General features: G+C 57.6%; 29 protein-coding genes and 2 pseudogenes. 18 read left to right on the top strand and 13 right to left on the bottom strand.

The annotated features are described in order from the left end of the window. Positions 1-201: 201 nt before the first annotated feature. A complete protein-coding gene (locus ACYG9Y_RS04435; RefSeq protein WP_023740331.1) occupies positions 202-474 on the bottom strand; it encodes a hypothetical protein in 273 nt (90 codons plus the stop codon). 59 nt (positions 475-533) lie between these two features. On the opposite strand from ACYG9Y_RS04435, the gene ACYG9Y_RS04440 reads away from it, so the two are divergent. After that, positions 534-650 (top strand): glycosyl hydrolase 108 family protein, encoded by a 117-nt coding sequence (locus ACYG9Y_RS04440; RefSeq protein ID WP_245260116.1) that lies wholly within the window; start codon positions 534-536, stop codon positions 648-650. Between the two features lie 780 nt (positions 651-1430). Beyond that, the gene (locus ACYG9Y_RS04445; RefSeq protein ID WP_023753207.1) at positions 1431-2186 is read left to right on the top strand and encodes a Crp/Fnr family transcriptional regulator; all 756 of its coding nucleotides are present in this window, start codon (positions 1431-1433) and stop codon (positions 2184-2186) included. A 256-nt stretch (positions 2187-2442) separates the two neighbouring features. Here ACYG9Y_RS04445 and ACYG9Y_RS04450 read toward each other — a convergent pair whose 3' ends face one another. From ACYG9Y_RS04450 to ACYG9Y_RS04460, 3 genes are all read right to left on the bottom strand, one after another. Continuing rightward, positions 2443-2670, bottom strand: a complete 228-nt coding sequence (locus ACYG9Y_RS04450; RefSeq protein WP_023740335.1) for a KTSC domain-containing protein — start codon at positions 2668-2670, stop codon at positions 2443-2445. A 42-nt stretch (positions 2671-2712) separates the two neighbouring features. Continuing rightward, positions 2713-2859, bottom strand: a complete 147-nt coding sequence (locus tag ACYG9Y_RS04455) for a hypothetical protein (RefSeq protein WP_023740336.1) — start codon at positions 2857-2859, stop codon at positions 2713-2715. Between the two features lie 110 nt (positions 2860-2969). After that, the gene (locus ACYG9Y_RS04460; RefSeq protein WP_023708231.1) at positions 2970-3158 is read right to left on the bottom strand and encodes a DUF3606 domain-containing protein; all 189 of its coding nucleotides are present in this window, start codon (positions 3156-3158) and stop codon (positions 2970-2972) included. Positions 3159-3282: 124 nt separating this feature from the next. Here ACYG9Y_RS04460 and ACYG9Y_RS04465 point away from each other — a divergent pair, with 124 nt between their 5' ends. Both ACYG9Y_RS04465 and ACYG9Y_RS04470 read left to right on the top strand, forming a co-directional pair. Then, a complete protein-coding gene (locus ACYG9Y_RS04465) occupies positions 3283-4149 on the top strand; it encodes an ATP-dependent DNA ligase (protein WP_460222758.1) in 867 nt (288 codons plus the stop codon). Between the two features lie 455 nt (positions 4150-4604). Then, entirely contained in the window at positions 4605-4910 is a 306-nt protein-coding gene (locus ACYG9Y_RS04470; protein WP_023740338.1) for a hypothetical protein, read from the top strand. Between the two features lie 166 nt (positions 4911-5076). Here the strand turns inward: ACYG9Y_RS04470 and ACYG9Y_RS04475 are convergent, their stop codons facing one another. The 4 genes from ACYG9Y_RS04475 to ACYG9Y_RS04490 form a co-directional block, all read right to left on the bottom strand. After that, positions 5077-5820: a hypothetical protein gene (locus ACYG9Y_RS04475; RefSeq protein WP_156942348.1), complete on the bottom strand. Its 744-nt coding sequence runs from the start codon at positions 5818-5820 to the stop codon at positions 5077-5079. Between the two features lie 371 nt (positions 5821-6191). Beyond that, complete coding sequence (locus ACYG9Y_RS04480; RefSeq protein ID WP_023740341.1) at positions 6192-6440, bottom strand: hypothetical protein; 249 nt, start codon at positions 6438-6440, stop codon at positions 6192-6194. A gap of 242 nt (positions 6441-6682) precedes the next feature. Next, positions 6683-7216: a J domain-containing protein gene (locus ACYG9Y_RS04485; protein ID WP_023740342.1), complete on the bottom strand. Its 534-nt coding sequence runs from the start codon at positions 7214-7216 to the stop codon at positions 6683-6685. Positions 7217-7500: 284 nt separating this feature from the next. Then, positions 7501-7725, bottom strand: coding sequence for a hypothetical protein (locus ACYG9Y_RS04490; protein WP_023740343.1), 225 nt, complete (start codon positions 7723-7725; stop codon positions 7501-7503). Positions 7726-7774: 49 nt separating this feature from the next. Here ACYG9Y_RS04490 and ACYG9Y_RS04495 point away from each other — a divergent pair. Both ACYG9Y_RS04495 and ACYG9Y_RS04500 read left to right on the top strand, forming a co-directional pair. Next, positions 7775-8651: pseudogene (locus tag ACYG9Y_RS04495) on the top strand (ATP-dependent DNA ligase). Continuing rightward, positions 8638-8871 carry a hypothetical protein gene (locus ACYG9Y_RS04500; RefSeq protein WP_031259211.1) on the top strand — a complete coding sequence of 78 codons (234 nt, stop codon included), beginning with the start codon at positions 8638-8640 and terminating at the stop codon, positions 8869-8871. Before ACYG9Y_RS04495 ends, ACYG9Y_RS04500 begins: the two are co-directional and overlap by 14 nt. Positions 8872-9607: 736 nt before the next feature. On the opposite strand, the gene ACYG9Y_RS04505 is transcribed toward ACYG9Y_RS04500, so the two are convergent. The 3 genes from ACYG9Y_RS04505 to ACYG9Y_RS04515 all read right to left on the bottom strand — a co-directional run bounded on the left by ACYG9Y_RS04505 (position 9608) and on the right by ACYG9Y_RS04515 (position 11269). After that, positions 9608-9901 (bottom strand): helix-turn-helix domain-containing protein, encoded by a 294-nt coding sequence (locus tag ACYG9Y_RS04505; protein ID WP_084014416.1) that lies wholly within the window; start codon positions 9899-9901, stop codon positions 9608-9610. Positions 9902-10294: 393 nt separating this feature from the next. Next, positions 10295-10498, bottom strand: coding sequence for a CsbD family protein (locus ACYG9Y_RS04510; protein WP_023673385.1), 204 nt, complete (start codon positions 10496-10498; stop codon positions 10295-10297). A 507-nt stretch (positions 10499-11005) separates the two neighbouring features. Then, positions 11006-11269, bottom strand: a complete 264-nt coding sequence (locus ACYG9Y_RS04515) for a DUF6894 family protein (protein WP_023740349.1) — start codon at positions 11267-11269, stop codon at positions 11006-11008. A gap of 277 nt (positions 11270-11546) precedes the next feature. Here ACYG9Y_RS04515 and ACYG9Y_RS04520 point away from each other — a divergent pair, with 277 nt between their 5' ends. The 8 genes from ACYG9Y_RS04520 to ACYG9Y_RS04555 all read left to right on the top strand — a co-directional run bounded on the left by ACYG9Y_RS04520 (position 11547) and on the right by ACYG9Y_RS04555 (position 16386). Continuing rightward, entirely contained in the window at positions 11547-11903 is a 357-nt protein-coding gene (locus ACYG9Y_RS04520) for a low affinity iron permease family protein (protein ID WP_023740351.1), read from the top strand. Between the two features lie 182 nt (positions 11904-12085). Continuing rightward, positions 12086-12643, top strand: coding sequence for a hypothetical protein (locus tag ACYG9Y_RS04525; RefSeq protein WP_245260500.1), 558 nt, complete (start codon positions 12086-12088; stop codon positions 12641-12643). 17 nt (positions 12644-12660) lie between these two features. Next, the gene (locus ACYG9Y_RS04530; RefSeq protein ID WP_023713090.1) at positions 12661-13071 is read left to right on the top strand and encodes a phage holin family protein; all 411 of its coding nucleotides are present in this window, start codon (positions 12661-12663) and stop codon (positions 13069-13071) included. 4 nt (positions 13072-13075) lie between these two features. Next, entirely contained in the window at positions 13076-13711 is a 636-nt protein-coding gene (locus tag ACYG9Y_RS04535; protein ID WP_023740352.1) for a hypothetical protein, read from the top strand. Positions 13712-14098: 387 nt separating this feature from the next. Next, entirely contained in the window at positions 14099-14248 is a 150-nt protein-coding gene (locus ACYG9Y_RS04540; RefSeq protein ID WP_023740354.1) for a hypothetical protein, read from the top strand. A gap of 123 nt (positions 14249-14371) precedes the next feature. Further along, positions 14372-15361, top strand: coding sequence for an IS481 family transposase (locus tag ACYG9Y_RS04545; protein ID WP_460222757.1), 990 nt, complete (start codon positions 14372-14374; stop codon positions 15359-15361). Between the two features lie 112 nt (positions 15362-15473). Continuing rightward, positions 15474-15968, top strand: coding sequence for a YidB family protein (locus ACYG9Y_RS04550; RefSeq protein WP_023682271.1), 495 nt, complete (start codon positions 15474-15476; stop codon positions 15966-15968). Between the two features lie 55 nt (positions 15969-16023). Further along, entirely contained in the window at positions 16024-16386 is a 363-nt protein-coding gene (locus ACYG9Y_RS04555; RefSeq protein WP_460222756.1) for a DUF4112 domain-containing protein, read from the top strand. Between the two features lie 104 nt (positions 16387-16490). Here the strand turns inward: ACYG9Y_RS04555 and ACYG9Y_RS04560 are convergent, their stop codons facing one another. Beyond that, positions 16491-16742: a GlsB/YeaQ/YmgE family stress response membrane protein gene (locus ACYG9Y_RS04560; RefSeq protein ID WP_023740256.1), complete on the bottom strand. Its 252-nt coding sequence runs from the start codon at positions 16740-16742 to the stop codon at positions 16491-16493. Positions 16743-16939: 197 nt separating this feature from the next. Here ACYG9Y_RS04560 and ACYG9Y_RS04565 point away from each other — a divergent pair, with 197 nt between their 5' ends. From ACYG9Y_RS04565 to ACYG9Y_RS04580, 4 genes and pseudogenes are all read left to right on the top strand, one after another. Beyond that, complete coding sequence (locus ACYG9Y_RS04565) at positions 16940-17416, top strand: YciE/YciF ferroxidase family protein (RefSeq protein WP_023740257.1); 477 nt, start codon at positions 16940-16942, stop codon at positions 17414-17416. A gap of 310 nt (positions 17417-17726) precedes the next feature. Further along, positions 17727-19082, top strand: coding sequence for a sensor histidine kinase (locus tag ACYG9Y_RS04570; RefSeq protein ID WP_084014402.1), 1356 nt, complete (start codon positions 17727-17729; stop codon positions 19080-19082). Between the two features lie 91 nt (positions 19083-19173). Continuing rightward, a complete protein-coding gene (locus ACYG9Y_RS04575; RefSeq protein WP_023740259.1) occupies positions 19174-20328 on the top strand; it encodes a sugar ABC transporter substrate-binding protein in 1155 nt (384 codons plus the stop codon). Positions 20329-20361: 33 nt separating this feature from the next. Continuing rightward, a pseudogene (locus tag ACYG9Y_RS04580) lies at positions 20362-20653 on the top strand (transglutaminase family protein); the annotation flags it as partial. 301 nt (positions 20654-20954) lie between these two features. On the opposite strand, the gene ACYG9Y_RS04585 reads toward ACYG9Y_RS04580, so the two are convergent. After that, positions 20955-21395 carry a Ros/MucR family transcriptional regulator gene (locus tag ACYG9Y_RS04585; protein WP_023740262.1) on the bottom strand — a complete coding sequence of 147 codons (441 nt, stop codon included), beginning with the start codon at positions 21393-21395 and terminating at the stop codon, positions 20955-20957. Positions 21396-21500 lie beyond the last annotated feature (105 nt).

A 21500-nucleotide genomic window follows, 5' to 3' on the forward strand; every position in this document is an offset into this window, starting at 1 on the left:
AGTGCGATCCCGGCAACGGTTCCTGAGAGTGTGTCGGCAATTCAAGCTCCAACTGCTTGCGGTCTGCCGCAAGTCCAAGCTTTCATCTGGTCGCAAGGTCAGGAGGCTCTTTCGTCCATACGGAACCGATGATGGCGAGAGGTTTCGATGCGCTCGGAGCACCGAGCAGGTCGACACGTTTCTGGTAGCGACCACCAATCTCTAGCTGACCGCTTCCACGTTCTGACGAGGTGCGAGCAACTTGATCTTCAATAGTCTTTTTCGAGCCAGCATGCTCGCCGCCTCTGCGATACGGTCTCCGTAAGCATCGGCGACGAATGATAGCGTCGACAGGTCGATAAGGAGGTCGTCGATCGCGCCCGCCAAGACACTGGACCCGCGCCCAAATTGATGCACCAGCGCCCGCACTTCCTTAAGTGCCGTCGAGGCTTCACCCGCATCCAGCAGCGCCTCGATGTCATCGAAAACCTGCATCCCGACCCTCCCGCTTTAAAACGGTGGCAATTTCGCGCGAAAAGAAAGCGCCTGCCAAGGTGCTCACGCGCGAAGGCGGCTATTCAGACAACAAGAAAGACCCTGGTGGCCCAACGATGAAGGGCGTCCATGGAGGGCGTTCAGCGAGACGCAACCGAGATCCGGCGCGACATTAAACGACAGCGATGCTTGAGCCGCGCTCTCTTACGAGCAATCCGAGCAGCGCCCAGCCGCCAGCCGATCGAAGATGTACGCCAAGACCGACAAGCTGGTTCAGCGTTTTGCCAAGGCTGAAGACGCGGTGAAATCCTTCAGCGAAGACATGACCGGGGTGAGGCGGCCACTGCCGAGGTGACCCTGTGGAAGTTGATGGGCCTCGGCGCATTCGGCTCACTGCATCGCAGCGGCGGCGCTCGCGTCGCTAGTTACGCCCTATTGGTCTATCTGGCGCGTGCTGCGTGGCGGATCACGAGTTCTATCCGTGCTGCTAAGTCAGCAGAATTCCACACCACCTCCGGATAGGCCGTATAGATCAGGTAACCGCACATTCTTGAGCACATTGTACGATTGTTACGCAAAGCAGCGGCCGCATCGACTCTCATCATCTTGGAACTACATTGCCACAATGGCTCAGCTCTTCGAATCCGCCCCAGTGAACGCTTCATATCAGCTGATCGTGGACCACTATGAGACAGCGGTTTCACTCCAGGAGCGCATTGTCACTCGCGTTCGACAACGCGGTTTGTCAACGAAAAGTGATGACGAATTCCTGGAGCATCTGAATGCCGTCTTAGCGCGGGCGCGCCAAAGGTTGGCTCGGGCCGATCAATGCAATTAAATTAAGAATGGGACATCCGCGGTCCGCAGGCATAGAGTGTGCCATCGACGGCAACTCCAAGGGCGTCCGTCGGCTGTGAGCGATCAACATGCTTCCGCCCCGATAGGGAGAGGGAGCTATGACAGACTCCAGGTCACAAACTCACACTGCCGCGCAACGCGACACCGGCCAAAATTCGATCTATCGCAATTCGCTGCTGCTTCGAATGTGCTCGGCAGATTTGGCATTGCTGCAACCTCATTTCGAAAGCGTCTCCCTTGGGCTGAAGACGCATCTCGAAGTGGCGGGGTCACCAATCAGCACCGTGTACTTCTTCGAGAGCGGTCTCGGGTCAGTGGTGGGCGAGCTGCGGCCTGGTATCGAAGCTGAGATCGGAATCATTGGTTGTGAGGGCATGACCGGCTCAGCGCTCGTCATGGGCGATGACCGATCAACGCACGATTGTTACGTGCAATTAGAAGCCCGAGCCTTTGGTATAGACGCGGGCCTCTTCAGCAAGGCGCTTTTGACAAGCCCAACCCTGCGAACTTTTCTGCTCCGCTACGTTCACTACTTTCACCTCCAGGCAAGCTTCACCGCTCTCGGCAATGCCCGGATGAACATCGTCGACAGGCTCTCAAGATGGCTGGTGATGTGTGATGATCGCGTCGACGGGAACCGCTTTGCGATTACGCACGAGTTCTTGTCAGTCATGCTCGGTGTCAGGCGGCCCGGCGTCACCATAGCGCTGCAAACCTTGGAGGGCCAAGGTCTGATACGATCGATGCGAGGAGAGGTCGTCATCCTTGATCGCGCGCGTCTAATTGCGCTGGCTGATGGGTCCTATGGCAGGGCTGAAGCCGAATACGCTCGGCTAGTCGGCAAACTGCATTGACGGCAGACGCCGCGCCCGTGCACAGTGCCCCTGAAACAGAGCCCGCCGGCTGAGCCACGGGTGTTTTTGCGTCAGGCGGGAACATTCCCGCTCTGAAGCTGTTTGGCCACAGCTGGCTCGTTCTTCAGCGGTCCGTGCCGGTGACCAAGATGTCCTCTCCACTCGTCATGGTCGGCCCGCGCAGCCCCCGAAGCAGGCGCGGGCCATCCCTGCAGCGTCGCCAGACGTCAGCGGGCTTTTTATCATTCGCCGTTTATCATGGAAGATTTGCAAGTTCGCGCCTGCCTAGCGCGAGCCGGAATGCATAACGGTTCCGGATGTGGCTGTTAAAATAGACGCCCTTGGCAAAGGCAGCTTTGAACGCGGCAAACGCCTCAGCAGGTACGTCCAAAAACTCGTATTTCTTCCCGCTCGCTACAAACCAAACCGAGAGAACCCTGGTGTTCGGGTCATAGTCGAACTTGCGTATCGAGGTCGACGGCATGGTATGCCATTCAAAAACTCAGTAGCCGAGTTGGATCGCCACCTACAGGCTGAAACTGTATTCGAATATGTGGCCGCGCTTTTCGTCGGCAACCCTGATCCAGATGGGCTCGCTGGTGCGCAGAGTGACGTCGCGCTCTGTCGCTTCCCGCGCCGCCCTGATCGGCGTGACCTGGCGAAAATCGCGCATATCAATCTGTTGCCCGCAAACAGGGCAAGGGAGGAAATGCGCGAGTTCGCTCGCGGGCGGGCCTTCATGTCGGTGCCCGATTAGTGGTCTGCCGAGATCAGACAGCCTGGTCATTGTTTCCGCAGCGCCTTGGCTACCCGCTCCAAAGTCTCGCGTTGGTTGCCGTGCTTCGCGATCAGCTCTTTGACCTGCTGGGGTGTGATGCCGGTCTTTGTTGCGAAATATTCAACTTCATAATCCTCATCGGCCGAGACACGGTCCCGATCACGAAAATCCCGCTTGCTCTTGTCGTCGGCCATATCGATTCCTCCTTCCCTCATCCCGCAACGCCGAGTTGACGTGTTTGTTGCACCCAAGAGGCTGATTCCGGTTTCGGAACTATTTTAGCTTCATCTTATTGAATCGCCGGAGGGTGGTCAGTACATGCGTTTGAAGTTCATCGAGCCGTTGATGCCGACCCTTGTGGAGAAGCCTCCCGAGGGTGAAGGCTGGACCCACGAAGTCAAGTTCGACGGCTACCGATCGCAGATGATCATCGATGAAGACGGCACACGCATTTATACGCGGAACGGCCACGACTGGACGGCGAAATATCGTGACCTGGTGAGAGAGGCCAAGCGCCTTGGTGCCGAAAGCGCCATTGTCGACGGCGAGATAGTCGTTCTGAATGACAAGGGCCTTTCGGACTTCGCAGCGCTGCGCAAAGCCATCACCCGCCGGCAGCACGACTTGTATTTCGTTGCCTTTGATCTGCTTCACCTTAACGGCCATGATCTGCGAGACATGCCGCTGGAGGAACGGCGCGAGATCCTGTCCAGCATGATCGGGCCGGGCGGGCGTATTCAGTTCAGCGAGCCGCTGCCGGGGGAAGCCAAGGCCATCTTTCACTTGCTCGACAAGGCCGGACTTGAAGGCATGGTCTCGAAGCGGAAGGACAGCAAATACCGCAGCGGTCCGTCGACCAACTGGCTGAAGGCCAAGTGCTATGCGATCGACGAGTTCGATCTGCTCGGCGTCGAGCGTGAAGCGGGCAAGCCGGCTTTCGCTCTGATGGCTGAGCGCGGCACCGGGCGTTATGTCGGAAGCGCATTCGTCACCTTGAACCGGGAAATGCGCGAGAGGCTATGGAAACGCGTCCAGGAGCACCCAGGCACGGCGCCCAAGGGCATCATGAAGCGACCGGCGACGCAATGGATCAAGCCAGGGCTGATCGGCCGCGTGAAGCACCTGCGCGGCGAGGATGACCTGCGGCATGCATCGCTGCAGGACTTCCGCGAGGAGAACAAATAGCAGCTCCACAACTGGTCATGCTTTTGCGAGAGGCGCGCATCCTAACGCCGCAAAGGCGGAGCTGAACGCGATACCGCAGGAACTCGCCTCACGCTTGTCAACGGTTAACACGGCTAAGAACGCCTAACACAATTCACTTCGTCACTGTCATTGCCAAGAATAGGTATGGAGTTTTTAGATATTCATTCATCTATTCGTGCTTCTAATGAGCTATGTCTTTCAGCATCTTCACCCGGATCTGGTTTGGAGGATGTCGTGGTCACGATCATAATTAATGCCGACAGCGGAGGTTTCCGCATGGCACATCTTACGGCCGATACGCGTATCTGATCGCGTTCCCGTTTTTCGATCAATACCCAATCAATCACTCAACGACCACACCGTCCCGCTGGTTGCGAGCTAAAACACCGCCGGCCTTGGTTTGAAAAATGGGCTGACAGCCTTGGAGGCGCATTATGACAAAGATCTTTGATATCCTGGTGGGAAGCATGGCCATTGGAGCCGTTCTCGCAAATCTTTGCATGCCGGCGAACGCCGCAGTTGGCGACGACGGAACCACTGCACCCATTGGCACGAGCGGTGCCACTGTCGGAACCGAGTCCCCCGACAATCCGACCAATACGGATCTGACTCGCATTGTCGACGCTATGTCGAGCGCCGAAATCACTCGGTTCAAGAAGCGCTGCATCGACGTGATCGAGAGCCGGGGCGCTTATGATCGTGACCTGCGCCAGCTCTGCCTGCTGATCTGGCGCCACTAACCAATCGTTCGCAAGTGCCGGAGCTGTCGACATGACACTCTCCAGTTCCGACACTGGAGGCCCGCCCACCGAAAGGTTGGCGGGCTTTTAGATAGCGGCCCTTACCCTACGGTTGGGTAAGTGTTTCCGCCCGATTACCGCGCCGCATCCCGCTCCATCGCGATCTTCACTGCACTTCCCAATCAATCCCACCGTCTGAGTCCGAATGCTTGGCCCTGAAGGTTTCAAGATAGTCGACTATTTGAGGGTCGTTCGGGTCCAATGCTTGCCAATGTGGATCATCGTCGACGTTGGCCAGATCGAGAAATTCGGTGATGTCCACCCCGCCATTGAGGGCGGCAACGCCAGAGTTCAAAACCAAATATCTCAGGTTGAAGTCAACGCGAAAATCGGGTGACCGGAAGAACTTGGCCCTGCCGCAATTCGCGAAGGGCCGGGCTCGGAAGTGGTCCATCAGGCGCTGCTTTTCAGCAATACCTTCAGTCACTGAAAGCACGTATATTTCCGGCCGTGACAGGCTTTCGTTGATCGGGCCGGCCGGCTTTCTCATGGCGCCCCAGAGATGAGGCAAGCCAATCGCAGAGAAGAAATCCTGGCCGATCGGTTCGCCGGGCCAAAATTTGGCGTTGTATGGTCGAACGACAACACGATCGCGCCGAGTGCCGCAACAAACGGTCGCAGGATTTCCTGGAAATCGAGTTGATATTCCGCGACTTCGATGGGGCCCGTAAGGTAGTCTTTGACGCATGCGAATACACGCTCTCAAGCAAGTGATCGAAGCGCCGCAGATAAAACACCACTTCACCTCGGCGCCAACATCCAACAGGCCTTCGAAAAAGGATGGATGAGCGCTTGCTCTAGAAAATTCCTCGCCTGACATTAGTGCGGTTTCTAAATGCTTTAGATCCATCGCGGCCTCCCTTCCGGCGAAGGGATTTATTCACTCTTTTTTGCAAAGGAGGTTCAAAGGTACGGTTTCGTACAGGGGAGGCCCCGGCCTAATCGGCCAACATTGAGCGTGGTCGGCGCTGTCGGGGGCAACGTTACAGTTGGGTGACGTGACGGTGCCGACCACACTGGAGAGTGGCATTAACCACACCCCGATCCTACCCGCAGAATGACAGCGCAGCAATTAAGCCTGATGGTCTAATCCGCGCTGCAACCATAACCCGATTTAAACTCGGTCCCTTCCCGAGTGCCCGTATGAGTTTGAGCTGTGAAGCACCTGCGCGGCGAGGAGGACCTCCGCCACACCTCACTGCAGGACTTCCGCGAGGAGAACTAGCCCGGAGGCTTCTCCCGCGGCTGTGCCGGTCCTGTCATGTTCGGCTGGATGAATGGCGCCCTCTTGCCGGTAATGGTCTGAACCGACTTCAACAGCGGTCGATGGACCTCACGTAGAGCTTGGTAGTGCTCGCTGTGATACGCCAGGAGCGGCCCGACGATGCTCTTGTGCAGCGCTTCGGCTGCCGCGATGAAGCGCTCGATTTCAGCCCGGGAAAGCTGTTCGGAAGGTTTGGTTCTGGCCATTGGCGATCTCCGCTTGAGGGGGTCGCCGCAACGAGGACTACAATCCTACATGCCGGACTGCCTCACAATAGGGCTCGCTGGCCTACTTCGAGGGAAGCGATAGGACCAGCGTCAGCATGATCCTCATTGCCCCCGTCCGCAAGCGGCCACCGAAGACCCTATTTCCTCAGCCTATCTGGTCTCGGCAAAATGACGCGCGAGGCTCCCCTGGAGCCTTGCGGAATCTTGGGCAGATACCCTCTCTATTCTCTACTCAGGAGCCGAATGCTGGTATCGCGACGCAGTTCGGAATCGGCGCGATCGACGCCTTCAACCGTGATCGCGATTGTCCCGTTCTCAATTCTTGCAATCCATCCCTTTGCCTTCATGTACCAGAGATGAAACTCCAGATGCTCTGGTGGACAGCCTAACAACCGTTCGATTTCGACGTCGCCAATGCCCGGATTGCCGACATCCTGGCGGCGCTTCACATAGAGCAGCGAAAGCAGTTTGGCCTGGACCAAAGCATCCTTCTCGACCCCTTTGGGGTCGCTTGCCTCCTCGACCAATTTAAGCCGCTCACCGGCATGCTCTCGATAGGAGATATCGTACTGGGCGCGCTTAACGGGATCCCTCAAGACGTTGTGTGCTTCTACTATTTCGCTGAAGCGGGCTTCGTTTCCAGTTTGCTGATTGTCGGGATGATAGCGCATCGCAAAGTAGCGGAATATTCGCTCAAGTGTCTCCGAGTTGGCGTTTGGGCTGATCTCCAAGAGTTCGTAGTAATCGACGAACAATGCGCTGCTCCCTCAAACATCGCTCGACAGCCGCGAGGGCCGACCGCCTACATGGCAATGCAGTGCCCTCACTCGTCGAGTTCATATACGGACAATACATTGCGCCCGGGGTCAAGATGAGCGGGAGCTAATGGACGTCAGCCAAGGCGGCTCCCGCGCGGGGTGCAACGAAAATGGCCGGCGCCGCAGTGGGAGATTGCCTGATCAGCGCCGGCCGGAGTTAGGGGTGGAACTCAATGCCGAAGCCGCCTGCGCAGCCAAGGTTGGGGTTTGACCGCGCCGTCCTATAATGGGGCAGCGCGGTCAGGCGGTTTCGTCATCACGCGCAATTGCATCTGGTCGATCGTTGCGACGATGGCAGCCGCCAGCGCTTCCGCCTCATCCATGAGCCCCGGCCCATAGAGACCGTTCACCGCTTCCTCGCTCGGCAGCACGCCGGGCGGGCAGTGGTCCTCGATTGTGCGCCGGATGAGCGTCAACGCTGCTCGGCATTCGTCGGCTTCATGCATTTGAGCTATTTCGGGCTCGCGGCTTGAATCGCCGGGTGTGGGTCAGTGCATGCGTTTGAAGTTCATTGAGCCTTTGATGCCGACCTTGGTGGAGAAGCCTCCCGAGGGCGATGGATGGACTCACGAGGTGAAGTTTGACGGCTACCGTTCCCAGATGATCATCGACGAGGACGGGACGCGGATCTACACCCGTCGCGGGCTCGACTGGACAACCAAATACCGCGACATCGTGGCGGCAAGCGCAGAGCTCGGCGCCGAGAGCGCAATCATAGACGGTGAGATCGTCGTGTTGAACGATGCCGGCCTGTCGGACTTCGGCGAACTGCGCAAGGCGATCACGCGGCGGCAGCACGACCTCTATTTCGTTGCCTTCGATCTCCTCTATTTGAACGGTCACGATCTGCGGGAAATGGACCTCGAAGACCGTCGCGAAATCCTGGAAGGCCTCATCTTCCCTGATGACCGCATCCAGTTCAGCCAAGCGCTGCCCGGAGATGCTAAAGCCATATTCCACCTGATCGACGAGGCGGGCATAGAAGGCATGGTGTCGAAGCGACGTGACAGCAAATACCGCAGCGGCCGGTCGACAGCCTGGCTGAAGATCAAAAGCTACATGGTGGAGGAATATGATTTGCTAGGCGTCGAGCGGGAACCCGGCAAGCCGGCCTTTGCGTTGATGGCCGATCGGAAAACCGGGCAGTATGTCGGCTCAGCGTTCATCAACTCCAGCCAGGCAATCCGCGAACGGCTATGGAAGCGCGTCCAGGAGCACGCTGGGCCGGCGCCGAAGGGCATGAAGCGGCCGGCGACACAGTGGGGTTAAGCTCGGCATCATCGGCCGCGTGAAGCACTTGCGTGGTGAGGAAGATTTGCGGCACGCTTCTCTGCAAGATTTTCGAGAGGACGACACAGATGGCCGTGGCTAAGAAGGATCAGGAGCGTGCCACCTATGCGTGGATGTACGGTGCTCAAGCGCAGAAGGATGGCAAGGAGCGCGCCGCGCCGCCTTACTGGCAGGAGCATGCCGACGCCTGGCTACAAGGTTTTGACGGTGTGCCGATGGCCGGTTTGGGCAAGAGCAAGACGGTCAGCGACGAGATGGAAGCCGAGGTCGACGAAGCCGCCGTCGAGCGCCCCGACGAATAGCCATTTTCGTTTTTGATTGAAGAAAGGGTTTCGTAGAGCCCATAAAGATTGCGTTTACCATTGCCTTTTGGGGGGATGCGATGGTTGCAACGCCCCTAGATATCGCTCAAGCCGCCACTGCGACTACGGCCACCTTGCTGAAGTGGAAGAAGGAACGGATCCGTCTGAATCTCGACAAGTTCGTGCGGCTTTAATTTTACCGGTCGCGCGGCTTTGCCGGTTCTGTCACCATTCCACTGGATGAACTGTGCCTTCTGGCCGGTGATACGAGACTTTGAGCTACGGCTGAGTCTGGTGAGGCCACTGCGACTAACCGGGATCGAGGGCCAACTAACAGCTTGCCTGCCCTCCTCAGCATTTGGACTTAGGTCTGATCCCTCCGCGTAAATGGCCGAGCCGCGAAACATTTCTCCTTCTACTTTGTTGCATTGGCCGTGCCGCTTAGGAGAACATACACAGTGCCTCTATCAAATGAACTGCGCGACGTACCTATAGAATTCCAATGCCCCTCCTGTTCGTGCCCAATGGTGAGAAGGGGATCCTGGCTGAAAACGATTGCCGGTTTCAACTGCGATAGCTGCAGGTCCAGAGTGCGGATCGGCTACGAAGAGAAGCTGGCCATATTCGACCGGCACCTTAGAAAGGTGAGCGCCAGCACAAAGTCACTGAACAACCGCCCTTGTTAGCGGCCGCTTTAGAGATCGGGTTGCAGAGGAGGGTACACGGGCTTTTCTCCTTATCCTTTTTTCTCCCTGCGGCGCCACTGTCTATTATCGGTGGCGAGGCTGCTATCACCTTCTGAGCGGGCTAGCGATGGAGTGCCTTCGACTGTGAAGATGATTCCGGCGTCTTCAAACGCTTTGCGGACGGCCGCGATGTTGTGGGGACGCGGTCTCCTGAAGCCGTTCTCAAGATCGCTGATCACCATTTCGCTAAGATTGGCCTTTGCGGCAAGTCGCACACGCGACCAGTTCAGTAGGGCTCGTGCTGCTCTGGATTGATCTGCTGAGAGTACGGTTCGACTGTCCATAGACAGTCGAACATTCAATATCGCTAAAATGTTCCTCTTGACTTCTGCGATTTCTAACGGCGTGAGGCCGGCCTCTCGGGTAACGCGGCGGGGCTTTCCAATAACTTTGCGGAACGCTGATCGTCACGCCGCAACGTCTTCTTTTTCGGCTTGGTCTTCTCAACCAGATCTGGCCTTTTCGCTATCAGGTAGTCAGCCTTGTTCGTTCGATAGTCTTCTTTGTGGATGGACATTTCTACAATCTCCATTGTGGAGACAAACGCGGCCGGAAGCCGACACGTTCCCAAAAATCGCTTGTTCAAGGCCGAGCCGAACGGCGCACGGATGCCAAAAACGCGAAAAGGGCGCGGTTCGTGACGCGCCCTTTATTTCAACAGGCTCAACTGTCGTATCCTACGAGTCTTGCCGACCATACCAGTCGTCGACGTCTCGCCGCACGCGATCCTTCTCAATGCCGTAGCGTTCCTGGATCGTACCTTCGAGCTGATCGCGGTTGCCGGCTATGCGGTCAAGATCATCATCAGTGAGCTTGCCCCACTGCTCCTTGACCTTGCCTTTGAATTGCTTCCAATTTCCTTCGACGCGGTTCCAGTCCATGATGGTGATCTCCCTTCGTTGTCCTTTCGAATAAACGGTCGTAGTGGCTGTCAGGTTCCGCTGCAGGTAAGCGCGCTTGCTCGTGATCTACCGATGGAACCTAATGCCCATCGCCAGCTTGAGTGCGCCGGCCTTTTCAGTTTTGGAACACAGCGGGCCTTTCGCCGTTGGGTGCAATGGAACAGCTTCGCAGCCAGATGCAGGTATTCGCCGATCCGGGCCTGTGGGTCGCCTTGACGGCACTGCTGATCCCTTATGGGATCGGTGTCGCACTGCTTCTGCGGGTAGCCGGTTGACGGACCTGCCAGCTCTCGCGTCAAGATGAGCGGATTCCAATAGAAGGCGCCTTAACCTGGCGGCTGGGGATCTTCGCGTTCGGCCATCTGTTCCAAGAGCTTCCGTGACGCAGCTAGGACGCGGCGTGTCTCGTCGATGGTCGTAGGTAGGGAGTTGAGTTCGCCAACCGCCCGGCGTTGGTTCCGGCGAGCGCTTTCGAGGTATGAATCGTCAGGCTTCCAACGGTCCGTCATCGGAATGTGCAGCCCGCGTCACCTCACACGTGACTTTCACCTCAAACAGCGAAATGTTGGTGCCGTCATGAACTTGGAAGGCGACTTGGCGGAATGTGCCGCCCGGCACCTGGTCTTTCACGATTTCAAACAACGCCCTTGCCGCCTCATCTTCAGCGGCGGCCGAGTTTGCAAGCTCGGTGCCTTCGGTATCCGGGTAGGGGATTCCGTTTTCGGTTAGATCGAAGAAGAAGCGGGCCATGGTGCCCTAACAGCGAAGCTTTGAAAAGGTTTCCTCGATCCCGAATCACAGCGGCCAGGTGACGGCCACGGCGCACAAGGGCATTATGAAGCGGACGGCGACGCAATGTGTCAAGCCGGGCCTGATCGGTCGCGTGAAGCACCTGCGCGCCGAGGCTGACCTGCGGCACGCATCGCTGCAGGATTTCGCAAAGAGGAATAGCGGATCGCATTGCAATGCCTCATTGTGAAAGGCGCCGATTGCTGTAGCGGCAGACCTTCTCACAAAAGGTGAGTTAATGAATCGATTGTTGTTTTCAGCCGCCGATTTCCTTTCGCGGCCGCCAGGCTTCTACGTGATGCTAGTTGTGATGGCCATATGCACGATGCTGGTGCCGTTTGGCCTAACGAACGCGGTCACCTATGCTTTGTCTGTCGCTGCAATCATCATCACTGGGGTCGTACTGATCCAGGGCTATCGCGACACTGCAGCAATTCACGCCAAACTGGACGAGATCATTGTGGCTCTAAACGAGACCCGGAATGACGTTGTCGGTTTGGAACACGAGGATCCCGAGACGATCAAGACAAGGCTTGGCAAGCTTGAGAAGGAGGCCTCAACCCGTCCTTCATCCAGACGCAAAAAACGAGAATGAGTCCCATCGGCGCGCGAGGTGACCCGATCGCCTCCAGCGACTTGGCCGATCGACAGCCCGCGCAACAACACGCCGGACATCATCGAAAACATGGGTTTAGGGCCAACCGACCCTTCTGCTCTGTTCCGGCAGCAGGCCAAATCGCGGCAGGAAAATTCGCTCGGGGTAGGAACAGGTTGCCATTGGCCGAGTTCACTTCACAACAACAGGAGTGGAAAACCGTGAACACGTCAATCAGCAACGACCCCACTGGATCATCGAGCGACCTGAACTGGCTACACCCTAACGATGCCGAGGTGGCCGACAGCAGCAAGGAAGCGCTCGGCAAACTAAAGTCGAGCGCTGCCGAAACCGCAGGGCATCTCAAAACCGCTGCCGCTTCGGTGACGACTGACGCGAAAAATTATGCCGGTTCGGTTGCGTCGGATGCTGCAGGCGCCTTCAAGGAAGCGGTGGAGTCGAACAAGACCGCCGGCGCCGACGCGATCGCCAACATTGCCCATTCCGTGAAGGAGGCGGCTGATGGAATCGAGAAGCAATCTCCGCAGGTTGCAGGCATGGTTCGGAGCGCGGCCGAAGGTGTCGAACGGATTTCGTCGGATATCAGGGACCGCAACGTGGGTGAACTGCTCGACTCGGTCACGAAATTCGCCCAGCGCCAACCGGCGGCCTTTTTCGGCGTAGGCATCCTGGCCGGCGTTGTGCTGACCCGGATCATGCGAAGCTCCGATCGGTCCTGACACGAAGAGCGTTCCAGATGGATGATGGTTCCAATCTCCGACCCTTGGGAAGCGTTTTCAGCGAAGGGTATAGCCATCTCGCTTCGCTGATGCGCCTCGATCTTCGTCTTCTCCAAGCCGAGATGAAGGTTAAGACGTCTACGATCGTCTCGTCAGGCGCGTGCGGCATCGCCGCACTGGTGCTCTTTGTCTTGGCTGCATTCGCCATGGTCCAGTTCCTGATCCTCGCTATGATCCACTTTGGTGTCGGTCCGATGGTAGCTTGCCTAATCGTCGCAGCGCTTCTGGGGGTAGGCGGCGTGCTGTTTCTCTATCTTGCGAAGCGAGCGCTCGCGGGATGGACCATCACACCTGTCGAAACCGTCAACCAGGTGCGCACTGACATCGCGGCATTGAAACAGGGGATGCGTTTTGGCTCAACCCAGTGAAGAGATGCGCGAGATCATGCTGCAAAGCCGCACAGAGCGGCAGGCTTTGTTTGAACCTGTCAGCGAGATAAGCCGGCGCCTGCAGCCCCGAAATCTGGTCGATGCGTCCACCCGGTACGCGAAGCAGAAGGTGGCGAAGGCGCTAGGCGGTGTGTCGGACGCCGTCAAGAATAATGGCGGCACTGCTGCCGCGGTCGCACTGGGTGCAGTTGCGGTGTTTGACGCCGGCAGGCGTAGCACGCATGGCCCGGCAGGCGCCGACGATATAGCTGTAGATAAGGTCTGCGGCGCCTCGCATTCCGACGCCGCGTCAATTCGTTATGAAGCCCATCCGCGCAAGGCGATCACAAACCTGTTTCGGGCCAAGGTGCTCGCTGGATCTGCGGGTGGCCTGCTGCTCGGCCACATAATCGGTAAGGCTTTTGAGCCCACAGCGAAGGAGCGCACCCTATTCGGCAAGGCTGGAGCTGAAGTTCAGGATGCGACGGATGCATTTATCGCCGAGCATGCACGCGGTGCGAAATTGGCCGCCGCGCAGGCCTTCGGGTTTGCCAGATATGCCGCTGCGTTCCTGGCCGTACTGGCCGCAGCTAGCGACTATCTCGTCCACGCGGATGAGCACGAGCAGCGAAAGCACTGAGAGTGCGAAACTGAGCGTCAAAGGTATCCCCCATGCATATCGTCGGAATCAACATTGGACAGGCGGCCGCGCCTTCCGGCCTGCCTCTTGTTAGAGTGGTGTTTGAGGGCCGGGGGGTGAATCTATCGCGGTCGAAATGGCGCGAGGCGACGACGCCGACGGCGCGCTGGGGGCAATCGACCGTGCAAAAGCCCTGCTTGTTCAGACCGCGACCTTCGAAATGCCTGTCGATAGAATTGGCGGTTTCAATAGGACACCGGAATCCGGCAATGTCCGCGGCCGGCAGAGCAATGTCTAAACGTTCGAATATCGCGACGGCGACCAATCTCGCCAGGTTCCGCCTGCCGTGATGCCAAGTTTTGAGGCTGCTCGCGCCGAGGCGATCCGTTGCGCGATCGACTCGATCTGCAACCCGGCGACGACGATTTGACTGGATGGCTGGTACGGATGCGCGATCAGGCAGGCAACGAGCTTTGCACGATCGACGTCGCCGAGGCCGAAGCCGCCCGGCAGGCCAACGACAACACGCCGCTTTAGGCAAATGGCAATTGCGGGACAGGGGAGTTCGTGACCGCAGCTCGCTGCCTGTTCCACGGTACCTAGGTGTTTGATCCCAGGCTTTGATGGCGCATACTTTTCGTCCGAATCAAAGGATGCGCTATGGGCCAGGTTCATGGGAGCGCCACGACGACAGAGGCGATCCGTCGAGCGATACAGCATAGTCAAGAGAGCCTGAGGGCGCTGGCGAAGCGCTACGGCATCAATCAGAAGACGGTTAGGAAGTGGAGGAACCGGACGTCGGCCGCCGATCTTCCGACTGGCCCCAGAGATCCGAAGTCGACAGTGCTATCAACTGAGGAAGAGGCGGTCATCGTCGCCTTTCGGCGTTATACGCTGCTGCCACTGGACGATTGCCTCTATGCTCTCCAACCGACGATCCCGCATCTGTCGCGGTCATCCTTGCATCGCTGCCTGCAGCGTCACGGGATAGGCAGGTTGCCGGATGTCGAGGGCGACAAGCCGGCAAGGAAGAAGTTCAAGGCCTATCCAATCGGCTACTTCCATATCGACGTCGCCGAGGTCCGAACCGAGCAGGGCAAGCTGCATATGTTCGTGGCCATAGATCGGACCTCGAAGTTCGCTTTCGTCGAGCTGCACGAGAAGGCAACGACAGCGGTCTCCGCCGATTTCCTGCGCCATCTTCTTGATGCTGTCCCTTACAAGATCCACACAGTGCTTACCGACAACGGCATTCAGTTCACGACCCCAGGTGCCGGCGGCTCGGCCGTTCCGCTGATCAAGGAAGCCATGGCAGCGGGAGAAATCATATGGGCGCACGCCTTCGAACATACTTGCGCCAAGGCCGATATCGACCACCGAACGACAAAGCCAAGGCACCCATGGACCAACGGCCAGGTCGAACGCATGAACCGCACGATCAAGGATGCGACCGTCAAACGCTTCTACTACGAGAGCCATGACCAACTGCGCCAGCATCTCGCCGATTTCGTCTTAGCCTATAATTTCGGCCGTCGACTGAAGACCCTCAAGGGCCTCACGCCCTTTGAATACATCTGCAAAATCTGGACAAAAGAGCCCGAACGATTCAGGCTCGATCCAACCCATCAAACCTTGGGACTAAACACCTAGGCGAAGCCACCGCTCACGTCGGTGTCGATACGCCAGCCCTTATTCAATTAGATCGTCGCCCTCGGAACTTTTGTGATGTTGAGCCCTTGTCCATTGAACAGTGGAGGTACCAATGGCTAACCTGGGAAAATTGGCGATCGCGATGCTCGGCGTCCTGGCATACCAAAATCGCGACAAGATCGGCGACATGATCCGTGGAGCGGGTGATCGCAACCCAAATGATCCGCAAGGCGGGATTCTAGATCAGCTTTCAAAAGGCGTTTCGGGGACCGCGCTTGGCGATATTCTCGACCGGTTCAGAGGGGCAGGCGCCGGATCGAAGGTCGATTCGTGGGTAGGCACCGGGCCGAACGAGCCGATCCAGCCAAGCGAGGTGGAAGCAGCCATAGACGAAGACACCCTGACTTCCCTCTCGATGCAGACCGGCCTTTCGCGCGAGGAGCTCATAAGCCGGATCACGCGAGATTTGCCTGAGGCCGTCAGCAAAATGACGCCTACTGGTGAATTGCCCGTTGAGGCGCCGAAAAGCTCCGGTGAGACGACCTTGCTCGACGACGTGCCATCGCACAGGACGCAAGCGAATTCAGGCGGTCAAAGCGATATCTAAGGTGACGGCTATCCATCAGGGAGAGATACTAAATCGTACTGGCGCGCGAGTTGGCATGATCGGGCAGGGCGGTCACGGTGGTCATACAGCAAACGTACTTGCCGAGTTGGATCTATTGGCCGCGCTACTCGATTCCCGCTGGCGCATTCCAGGCACATCAATTCGTTTTGGACTGGATGCGCTCGTAGGTCTGGTTCCCGTACTCGGAGATGCGGCGACGGGCATTGTCTCGGCCTACATCGTCTTGCGAGCTCGAAACGTCGGTGCCGGAAATGGGTTGGTCGCCCGCATGCTAGGCAACGTGCTGCTGGATACGGTCGTGGGAAGTGTCCCAGTTCTCGGCTCTATCTTCGATGTGTATTTCAAAGCTAACAATCGCAACATCAGACTGCTGCGCCGTCACCTTAACAAAGAGTAATCCGGACAGGGCCCGCTTACCTCCGCTGTGAATAGCAGGCGCGTGATCTTTCGATCACGCGCCTGCATATTCGAGGATGTGTGTGCAAGGTCGATTTTTGAGGCTCAGCGTTTAATCATTCGCGCCACGGCAATCAAAATACACGCGCCGATGAAGCCTGCGACAAGATAGCCGAGCCAGCCGGCCAGCGATACGCCCAGCAGCCCGAGAAGGACATTGGCGACGATTGCGCCGACGATCCCCAAAATGATGTTCATAAGCACGCCCATGTTGCTTTTCATGAACATCTCGGCAAGCCAGCCGGCGATACCGCCGATGACGATCGCTGCTATCCAACCCACACCTGGATTTTCCATATTTTCCCCTTTTCCTTGAACCTCAGTTGGTTCGGCCGGAGAACGTGCCGAACGCCAATAAAGTTCCGGGATATAGGGTTTTCCATCGTTCCCCGCTCATACCGGATATCTCAGTCTGAAGTCCGCCCCACCTGAAGGAACCATTCGCCTCGCTCCCACTTTCTCCCGAAGCCAATTCGGGCGAACGGAGCATCACGATGAAAACGCTAGCCGAAATTTTTGAACATACCCTCCAGGACATCTACTATGCGGAGAACGCGATTACGAAGGCGCTACCCAAAGTAGCTGCCGCCGCGAACGACGCCAAGCTGAAGAAGGCGGCCGAGGATCACCTCGCTGAGACAAAGGGGCAGATCAAGAAGCTGGAGCAGGTGTTCAAGTCTATCGGCAAGAAGGCCGTCGGCGAGAAGTGCGACGCCATTGAGGGGCTCATCAAGGAAGCCGACGGACTGATGGAGGAAGCGTCAGGTACAGCCCTCGATGCGGGCCTGCTGGCCGCCTGCCAGGCCGTCGAGCACTACGAGATTTCCCGGTACGGCTCTCTGCGGGAATGGGCAAAGGAACTGGGGCATGACGAGGCGCATAAGCTGCTCAGCGAGATCCTCGACGAGGAGAAGGCCACCAACAACAAGCTGACGAACCTTGCGATAACATCGATCAACAGGACAAACTGATCACTCGACTTTTGATGTCGCCTGCGGACATCCATCTGGGCCACTGGGTCGGGAGATGGACGTTCTGGTACTCTGGTCACGGCGGAAGTGATGGTCCCTAGAGCAAAGGCCCTCGGTGCAGCACCGGTGGCCTTGTACTCTGACTGAACTGCTACCAGTCACGATCATCGGCGCTAACTCGACCTGATTACCTTCTTGGTTGGTCGATCGCGTCGCAAGGGCAAAGCTAAGAGGCTAGTTTTGCACGCGGGGCTTATTAGCTCTCGATACTTGATGGCGCACTCGCCCAAAATCGGGCAGGAATGCGCCGATGCAATTCTCCAACCGAAAAATTGTCCGATTCACTTCCGCCTCCCTGCTAATAGGGTTTGCGGCGCTTATGGCCATTGTCGCCACCAACTTCTGGCTGGGGCAGCGGGCTCAATCCTATTTCGACAATGCGATTGAAGCGCGCGATATACGAGTCGCTGCTGTCGAGTTGAGAAATGCAATGCAGACGGCCGAGGCGAGCGAGCGCGGCTTTGTCATCACCGGGAACGAAATCTATTTGGGGCCATATGAAACCGCCAAGGCTGGGGCACAGCGCCACATGCAAGCGCTGCAGACCTTGCTGACGTCCTATCTCGATTCGAAGCCTACACTGGAAAGGCTTTCCGCAATCATTGCCGCCAAGTTTGATGAGCTGGACCAGACAATCGCTCTCAAGCGAGATCACCGCGACGCCGAGATATTGGCGATATTCCGCACGAACAAAGGCAAGGCTTCGACTGACGAAGCCAATGTGTTCTTTTCGGGTATCATTGTAAAAGCAGATAACCGGCTTACCTCCGGTGTCGTCGAACAACGAGCTAACAGCGCGTGGCTGCGGCTCATTTCGGCAATCGGCGGATTTGTCATCATCGCTGTGGTTGGCGGAGCAGCCTATGGTGCTGCTCGCTACACCAGGGAACTTCGCGATACCCACGACGAGGTCAATGCGCTTAATGACAAACTGGAGCAACGTGTCGCCACCCGCACCGAGGACCTGGCAAAGGAGCGCGATCGAGCCGAAGTGCTTTTGTCAGAGGTCAATCACAGGGTCGCCAACAGCCTGGCTCTTGTGTCGTCTCTGGTGAAACTGCAGGCGAAGGCTGTCGGAGATCTCGCGTCCAAGGAAGCGCTGGCCGAAACCCAGGACCGCATCTTTGCCATCTCGCTGGTGCACAGGCGGCTGTATGGCTCGGCCAACGCTCGCTCGGTTGACCTGGACGAATATCTGACCGGCCTGCTCGATCATCTGCAAACGTCGATGCGCAGCCAGGTTCACGGTGTCAGCCTGTCTTACAAGATCGAACCAATCGACCTCGAAACGGACATCAGCATCAATTTGGGCGTTGTGGTCACCGAACTGGTCACCAACGCTTTCAAGTATGCCTATCCGGATGGTGTCGGAGAAATCCGCGTCCGGCTAAGCAGGCTGCCAGGTGGCCAGGCGGAGCTGGTGGTCGAAGACGACGGTGTTGGAAAGGCAGACGGCGCACCTGCCAAAGGCACCGGCGTTGGCAGCAGAATCATCAATGCGATGTGCATCAGCCTCGGCGCCAAACTGGACTACCGGGATATCCAGCCCGGAACGGCCGCCCATTTGGTGTTTTCGACAAAACCACGGCGCGCTACTGCTGGATAGTAGACCCGTTCATCGCAAGGTGAAATGACTGCAGCGGCATCACCAGCGTTGGCGCGTTCACCGCCAAAAGGTGATGTCGAGGGGGACAAAAATGGTTGATCGCAATAAAATTGCCGGTCTACGGCTGATCGGGACAGCGCTGCTTTTGGTCGCCGCGATGGGCGGGCTTACCGTCGCGGATGCCAAGGAAGGCGCCCCCGGCATTACCCAGCGAACGGTATTCCCCGCCTTCGATCCCCATGCGCCCTCCTGCAACGCTCCGGTTGGCCTCACAAAAGTGTTGGCCTACGTGCAGGAGAACGAGCGCGACTTCCTGCAAGGGGTCGACCACGGTCTGTCCATGGCTGCAAAGAACCGCGGCCTGGAATATCGAAGAGTGTTGGCGGAAAACGATGTGGGTAAGGCGATAGCCCACGTGCAGTCTTTGGTCGCGGCGAAGGTTGGCGCCATGGTTGCCACCTCATCGGATCCAGTGGCTTTCAGTACGGCTCTTCAGAAGGCGATCTGGTCGGGGGCGTTTGTTGGCACGATTGTGCCCCCACCGGCAACGCTGCTGCTCAATGCCCCGCAATATCGAACTGGCAAGGTGCTGACCGATGCAGCCATTGACCATATCAACACCAAGCTCGGCGGTAAGGCCAAGGTCGTTCTGCTGACCCAGGATACGATGGAGTTTCTGGCGCCCCGGTTCACGGCTATGCGCGATGGCCTGAATGCGATGCCTGGCGTGATCATCGTCGCCGATATCGCACCCAAGCCGGTTACCAAGGAAGGCGGCGCCGCTACCATGAAAACCATCCTGCTGGCCAATCCGGATGTTGACGTCGTGCTCGGCGCGGATGCGGTCGTGCTGGGTGCGCTTGAAGCGTTGCGCGCGGCAGGCAAAGACCGACCTGACCAATTCCTTGGCGGAATTGACGGAGAGGCGGAAGCTGTCGCTGAAATCAGGAAAGGCAACAGCCCTTACAAGGCGAGTATCTCGTTGTCCTCGCCCGTCTTCGGCTATGCCATGGGACAGTTTGCGGCCGACTGGCTTGAGGGCAAAAGCATCCCGCAGGCGATGGACATCCTTCCTATAGCGCTGACAAGTGCCAATCTCGCGCAATACGAGGCCGATCTCAAGGACCCCGCCTCGGTGTATGCCAACGCGGCGCGCCGGGATGCATCCCTCAAGATGTATGGAAACATCTGCTATGACAGCCGCGACCGATATATAAATTTCCCTTGGTCGTCCGAGCAGAAGTAGCTACGCGATGCCAGCGTCGATCTGGCATCAGACTGCTACGCCTATGGGGTCGAACCTCGTGACTTCCACGCCGTGTTCGAAGCCTACCTGGGTGGCCGCTGGTGGCTTTTCGACGGCACTAGGCAGGCCAATCTGGACGGTTTCGTTCGCATCGGTGTCGGTCGCGATGCAGTCTGAGATCACGTTTGCTTCGCAATTCGGCGACATCGATGAGGGGCCGGTCAAAATTACTATCGAGCATGCGGACGGCTCAATCGAGCCCCTGGGCCTGACAGTCGACGCAATCTCGACCGAGGAACCGGCACCTCATGCCGGAGCCAACTAACCCACACTGGTCCGTCGCCGATGATGTTTGCAAGGAATGGCCGGCGCCATTTGGCGGGGGATGGGTGGGGACGACGCCGATAGATGAGCATTGGCGAGTAGTCGGATGAGCAATGGCATAATCGCGGAATGACTTAAAATGTTCGACAGCTAGTTAAGGCAACACTCATGGACATATGCGCAGGGTGTTGGAAGCTGACGGCTAAGAGTGTCCCCTCAAGCCGTTCCCAGCTTTAGCCCGCTGCCGTGGCTCTCACTAAGCCGGCAGCGGGCCTTTCTTTGAACGTCGTTAGGCGCGTGATTCAAGCCTTCGCCTTGCGCTTGGCAGACACCTTAACAGGCGCGGCCTTTCGACCTAGACCAGACGCCTTCGCAAGGGCCGATCGCTTCGCGGCGTAGTTCGGCGCGACCATGGGGTAATCGTGAGACAAGCCCCACTTCTCCCGGTATTCGTCGGGAGTCATGCCAAGTAGGCCAAGGTGGCGTTTCATAGACTGGAATTTCCGGCCGTCTTCCAGGCTGATGATGTAATCCGGGAACACAGACTTTTTTGGATTTGCCGCAGGCACAAGCTCTTTCGCAGCCGGTGCGATCTGGCTGCTCAAACCTGACAATGAAGCGTGCACAGATGCAATCAGGTCGGGCAAGTTGGCAACCGGTAGTGGGTTATTGGCTACGTATGCGGAAACGACGTCCGCTGTAAGTTCCGCCAGTTCGACAGCATGGTTGTCTTCGTCAGTCATGTGGTGGTCCCTTGTCTTTGAGACCTCTCTAATGAACCAACTCTACGTGCGCAAGCTCACATGTGCCTGCGGTGAAGTTGCCACATTCCACGCTTGGTCACCGTA

This window comes from Mesorhizobium sp. W050 (genome assembly GCF_054719535.1).

Coding starts and splice junctions, on each gene's coding strand:
- ACYG9Y_RS04445 (WP_023753207.1), top strand. CDS start 1,431: ATGACAGACTCCAGGTCACAAACTCACACTGCCGCGCAACGCGACACC.
- ACYG9Y_RS04530 (WP_023713090.1), top strand. CDS start 12,661: ATGGATGATGGTTCCAATCTCCGACCCTTGGGAAGCGTTTTCAGCGAA.
- ACYG9Y_RS04560 (WP_023740256.1), bottom strand. CDS start 16,742: ATGGAAAATCCAGGTGTGGGTTGGATAGCAGCGATCGTCATCGGCGGT.
- ACYG9Y_RS04570 (WP_084014402.1), top strand. CDS start 17,727: ATGCAATTCTCCAACCGAAAAATTGTCCGATTCACTTCCGCCTCCCTG.
- ACYG9Y_RS04480 (WP_023740341.1), bottom strand. CDS start 6,440: ATGGCCAGAACCAAACCTTCCGAACAGCTTTCCCGGGCTGAAATCGAG.
- ACYG9Y_RS04535 (WP_023740352.1), top strand. CDS start 13,076: ATGCGCGAGATCATGCTGCAAAGCCGCACAGAGCGGCAGGCTTTGTTT.
- ACYG9Y_RS04545 (WP_460222757.1), top strand. CDS start 14,372: ATGGGCCAGGTTCATGGGAGCGCCACGACGACAGAGGCGATCCGTCGA.
- ACYG9Y_RS04470 (WP_023740338.1), top strand. CDS start 4,605: ATGACAAAGATCTTTGATATCCTGGTGGGAAGCATGGCCATTGGAGCC.
- ACYG9Y_RS04515 (WP_023740349.1), bottom strand. CDS start 11,269: ATGGCCCGCTTCTTCTTCGATCTAACCGAAAACGGAATCCCCTACCCG.
- ACYG9Y_RS04500 (WP_031259211.1), top strand. CDS start 8,638: ATGGCCGTGGCTAAGAAGGATCAGGAGCGTGCCACCTATGCGTGGATG.
- ACYG9Y_RS04565 (WP_023740257.1), top strand. CDS start 16,940: ATGAAAACGCTAGCCGAAATTTTTGAACATACCCTCCAGGACATCTAC.
- ACYG9Y_RS04460 (WP_023708231.1), bottom strand. CDS start 3,158: ATGGCCGACGACAAGAGCAAGCGGGATTTTCGTGATCGGGACCGTGTC.
- ACYG9Y_RS04490 (WP_023740343.1), bottom strand. CDS start 7,725: ATGCATGAAGCCGACGAATGCCGAGCAGCGTTGACGCTCATCCGGCGC.
- ACYG9Y_RS04510 (WP_023673385.1), bottom strand. CDS start 10,498: ATGGACTGGAACCGCGTCGAAGGAAATTGGAAGCAATTCAAAGGCAAG.
- ACYG9Y_RS04520 (WP_023740351.1), top strand. CDS start 11,547: ATGAATCGATTGTTGTTTTCAGCCGCCGATTTCCTTTCGCGGCCGCCA.
- ACYG9Y_RS04505 (WP_084014416.1), bottom strand. CDS start 9,901: ATGGACAGTCGAACCGTACTCTCAGCAGATCAATCCAGAGCAGCACGA.
- ACYG9Y_RS04585 (WP_023740262.1), bottom strand. CDS start 21,395: ATGACTGACGAAGACAACCATGCTGTCGAACTGGCGGAACTTACAGCG.
- ACYG9Y_RS04455 (WP_023740336.1), bottom strand. CDS start 2,859: ATGCGCGATTTTCGCCAGGTCACGCCGATCAGGGCGGCGCGGGAAGCG.
- ACYG9Y_RS04435 (WP_023740331.1), bottom strand. CDS start 474: ATGCAGGTTTTCGATGACATCGAGGCGCTGCTGGATGCGGGTGAAGCC.
- ACYG9Y_RS04450 (WP_023740335.1), bottom strand. CDS start 2,670: ATGCCGTCGACCTCGATACGCAAGTTCGACTATGACCCGAACACCAGG.
- ACYG9Y_RS04555 (WP_460222756.1), top strand. CDS start 16,024: ATGATCGGGCAGGGCGGTCACGGTGGTCATACAGCAAACGTACTTGCC.
- ACYG9Y_RS04575 (WP_023740259.1), top strand. CDS start 19,174: ATGGTTGATCGCAATAAAATTGCCGGTCTACGGCTGATCGGGACAGCG.
- ACYG9Y_RS04465 (WP_460222758.1), top strand. CDS start 3,283: ATGCGTTTGAAGTTCATCGAGCCGTTGATGCCGACCCTTGTGGAGAAG.
- ACYG9Y_RS04475 (WP_156942348.1), bottom strand. CDS start 5,820: ATGGATCTAAAGCATTTAGAAACCGCACTAATGTCAGGCGAGGAATTT.
- ACYG9Y_RS04550 (WP_023682271.1), top strand. CDS start 15,474: ATGGCTAACCTGGGAAAATTGGCGATCGCGATGCTCGGCGTCCTGGCA.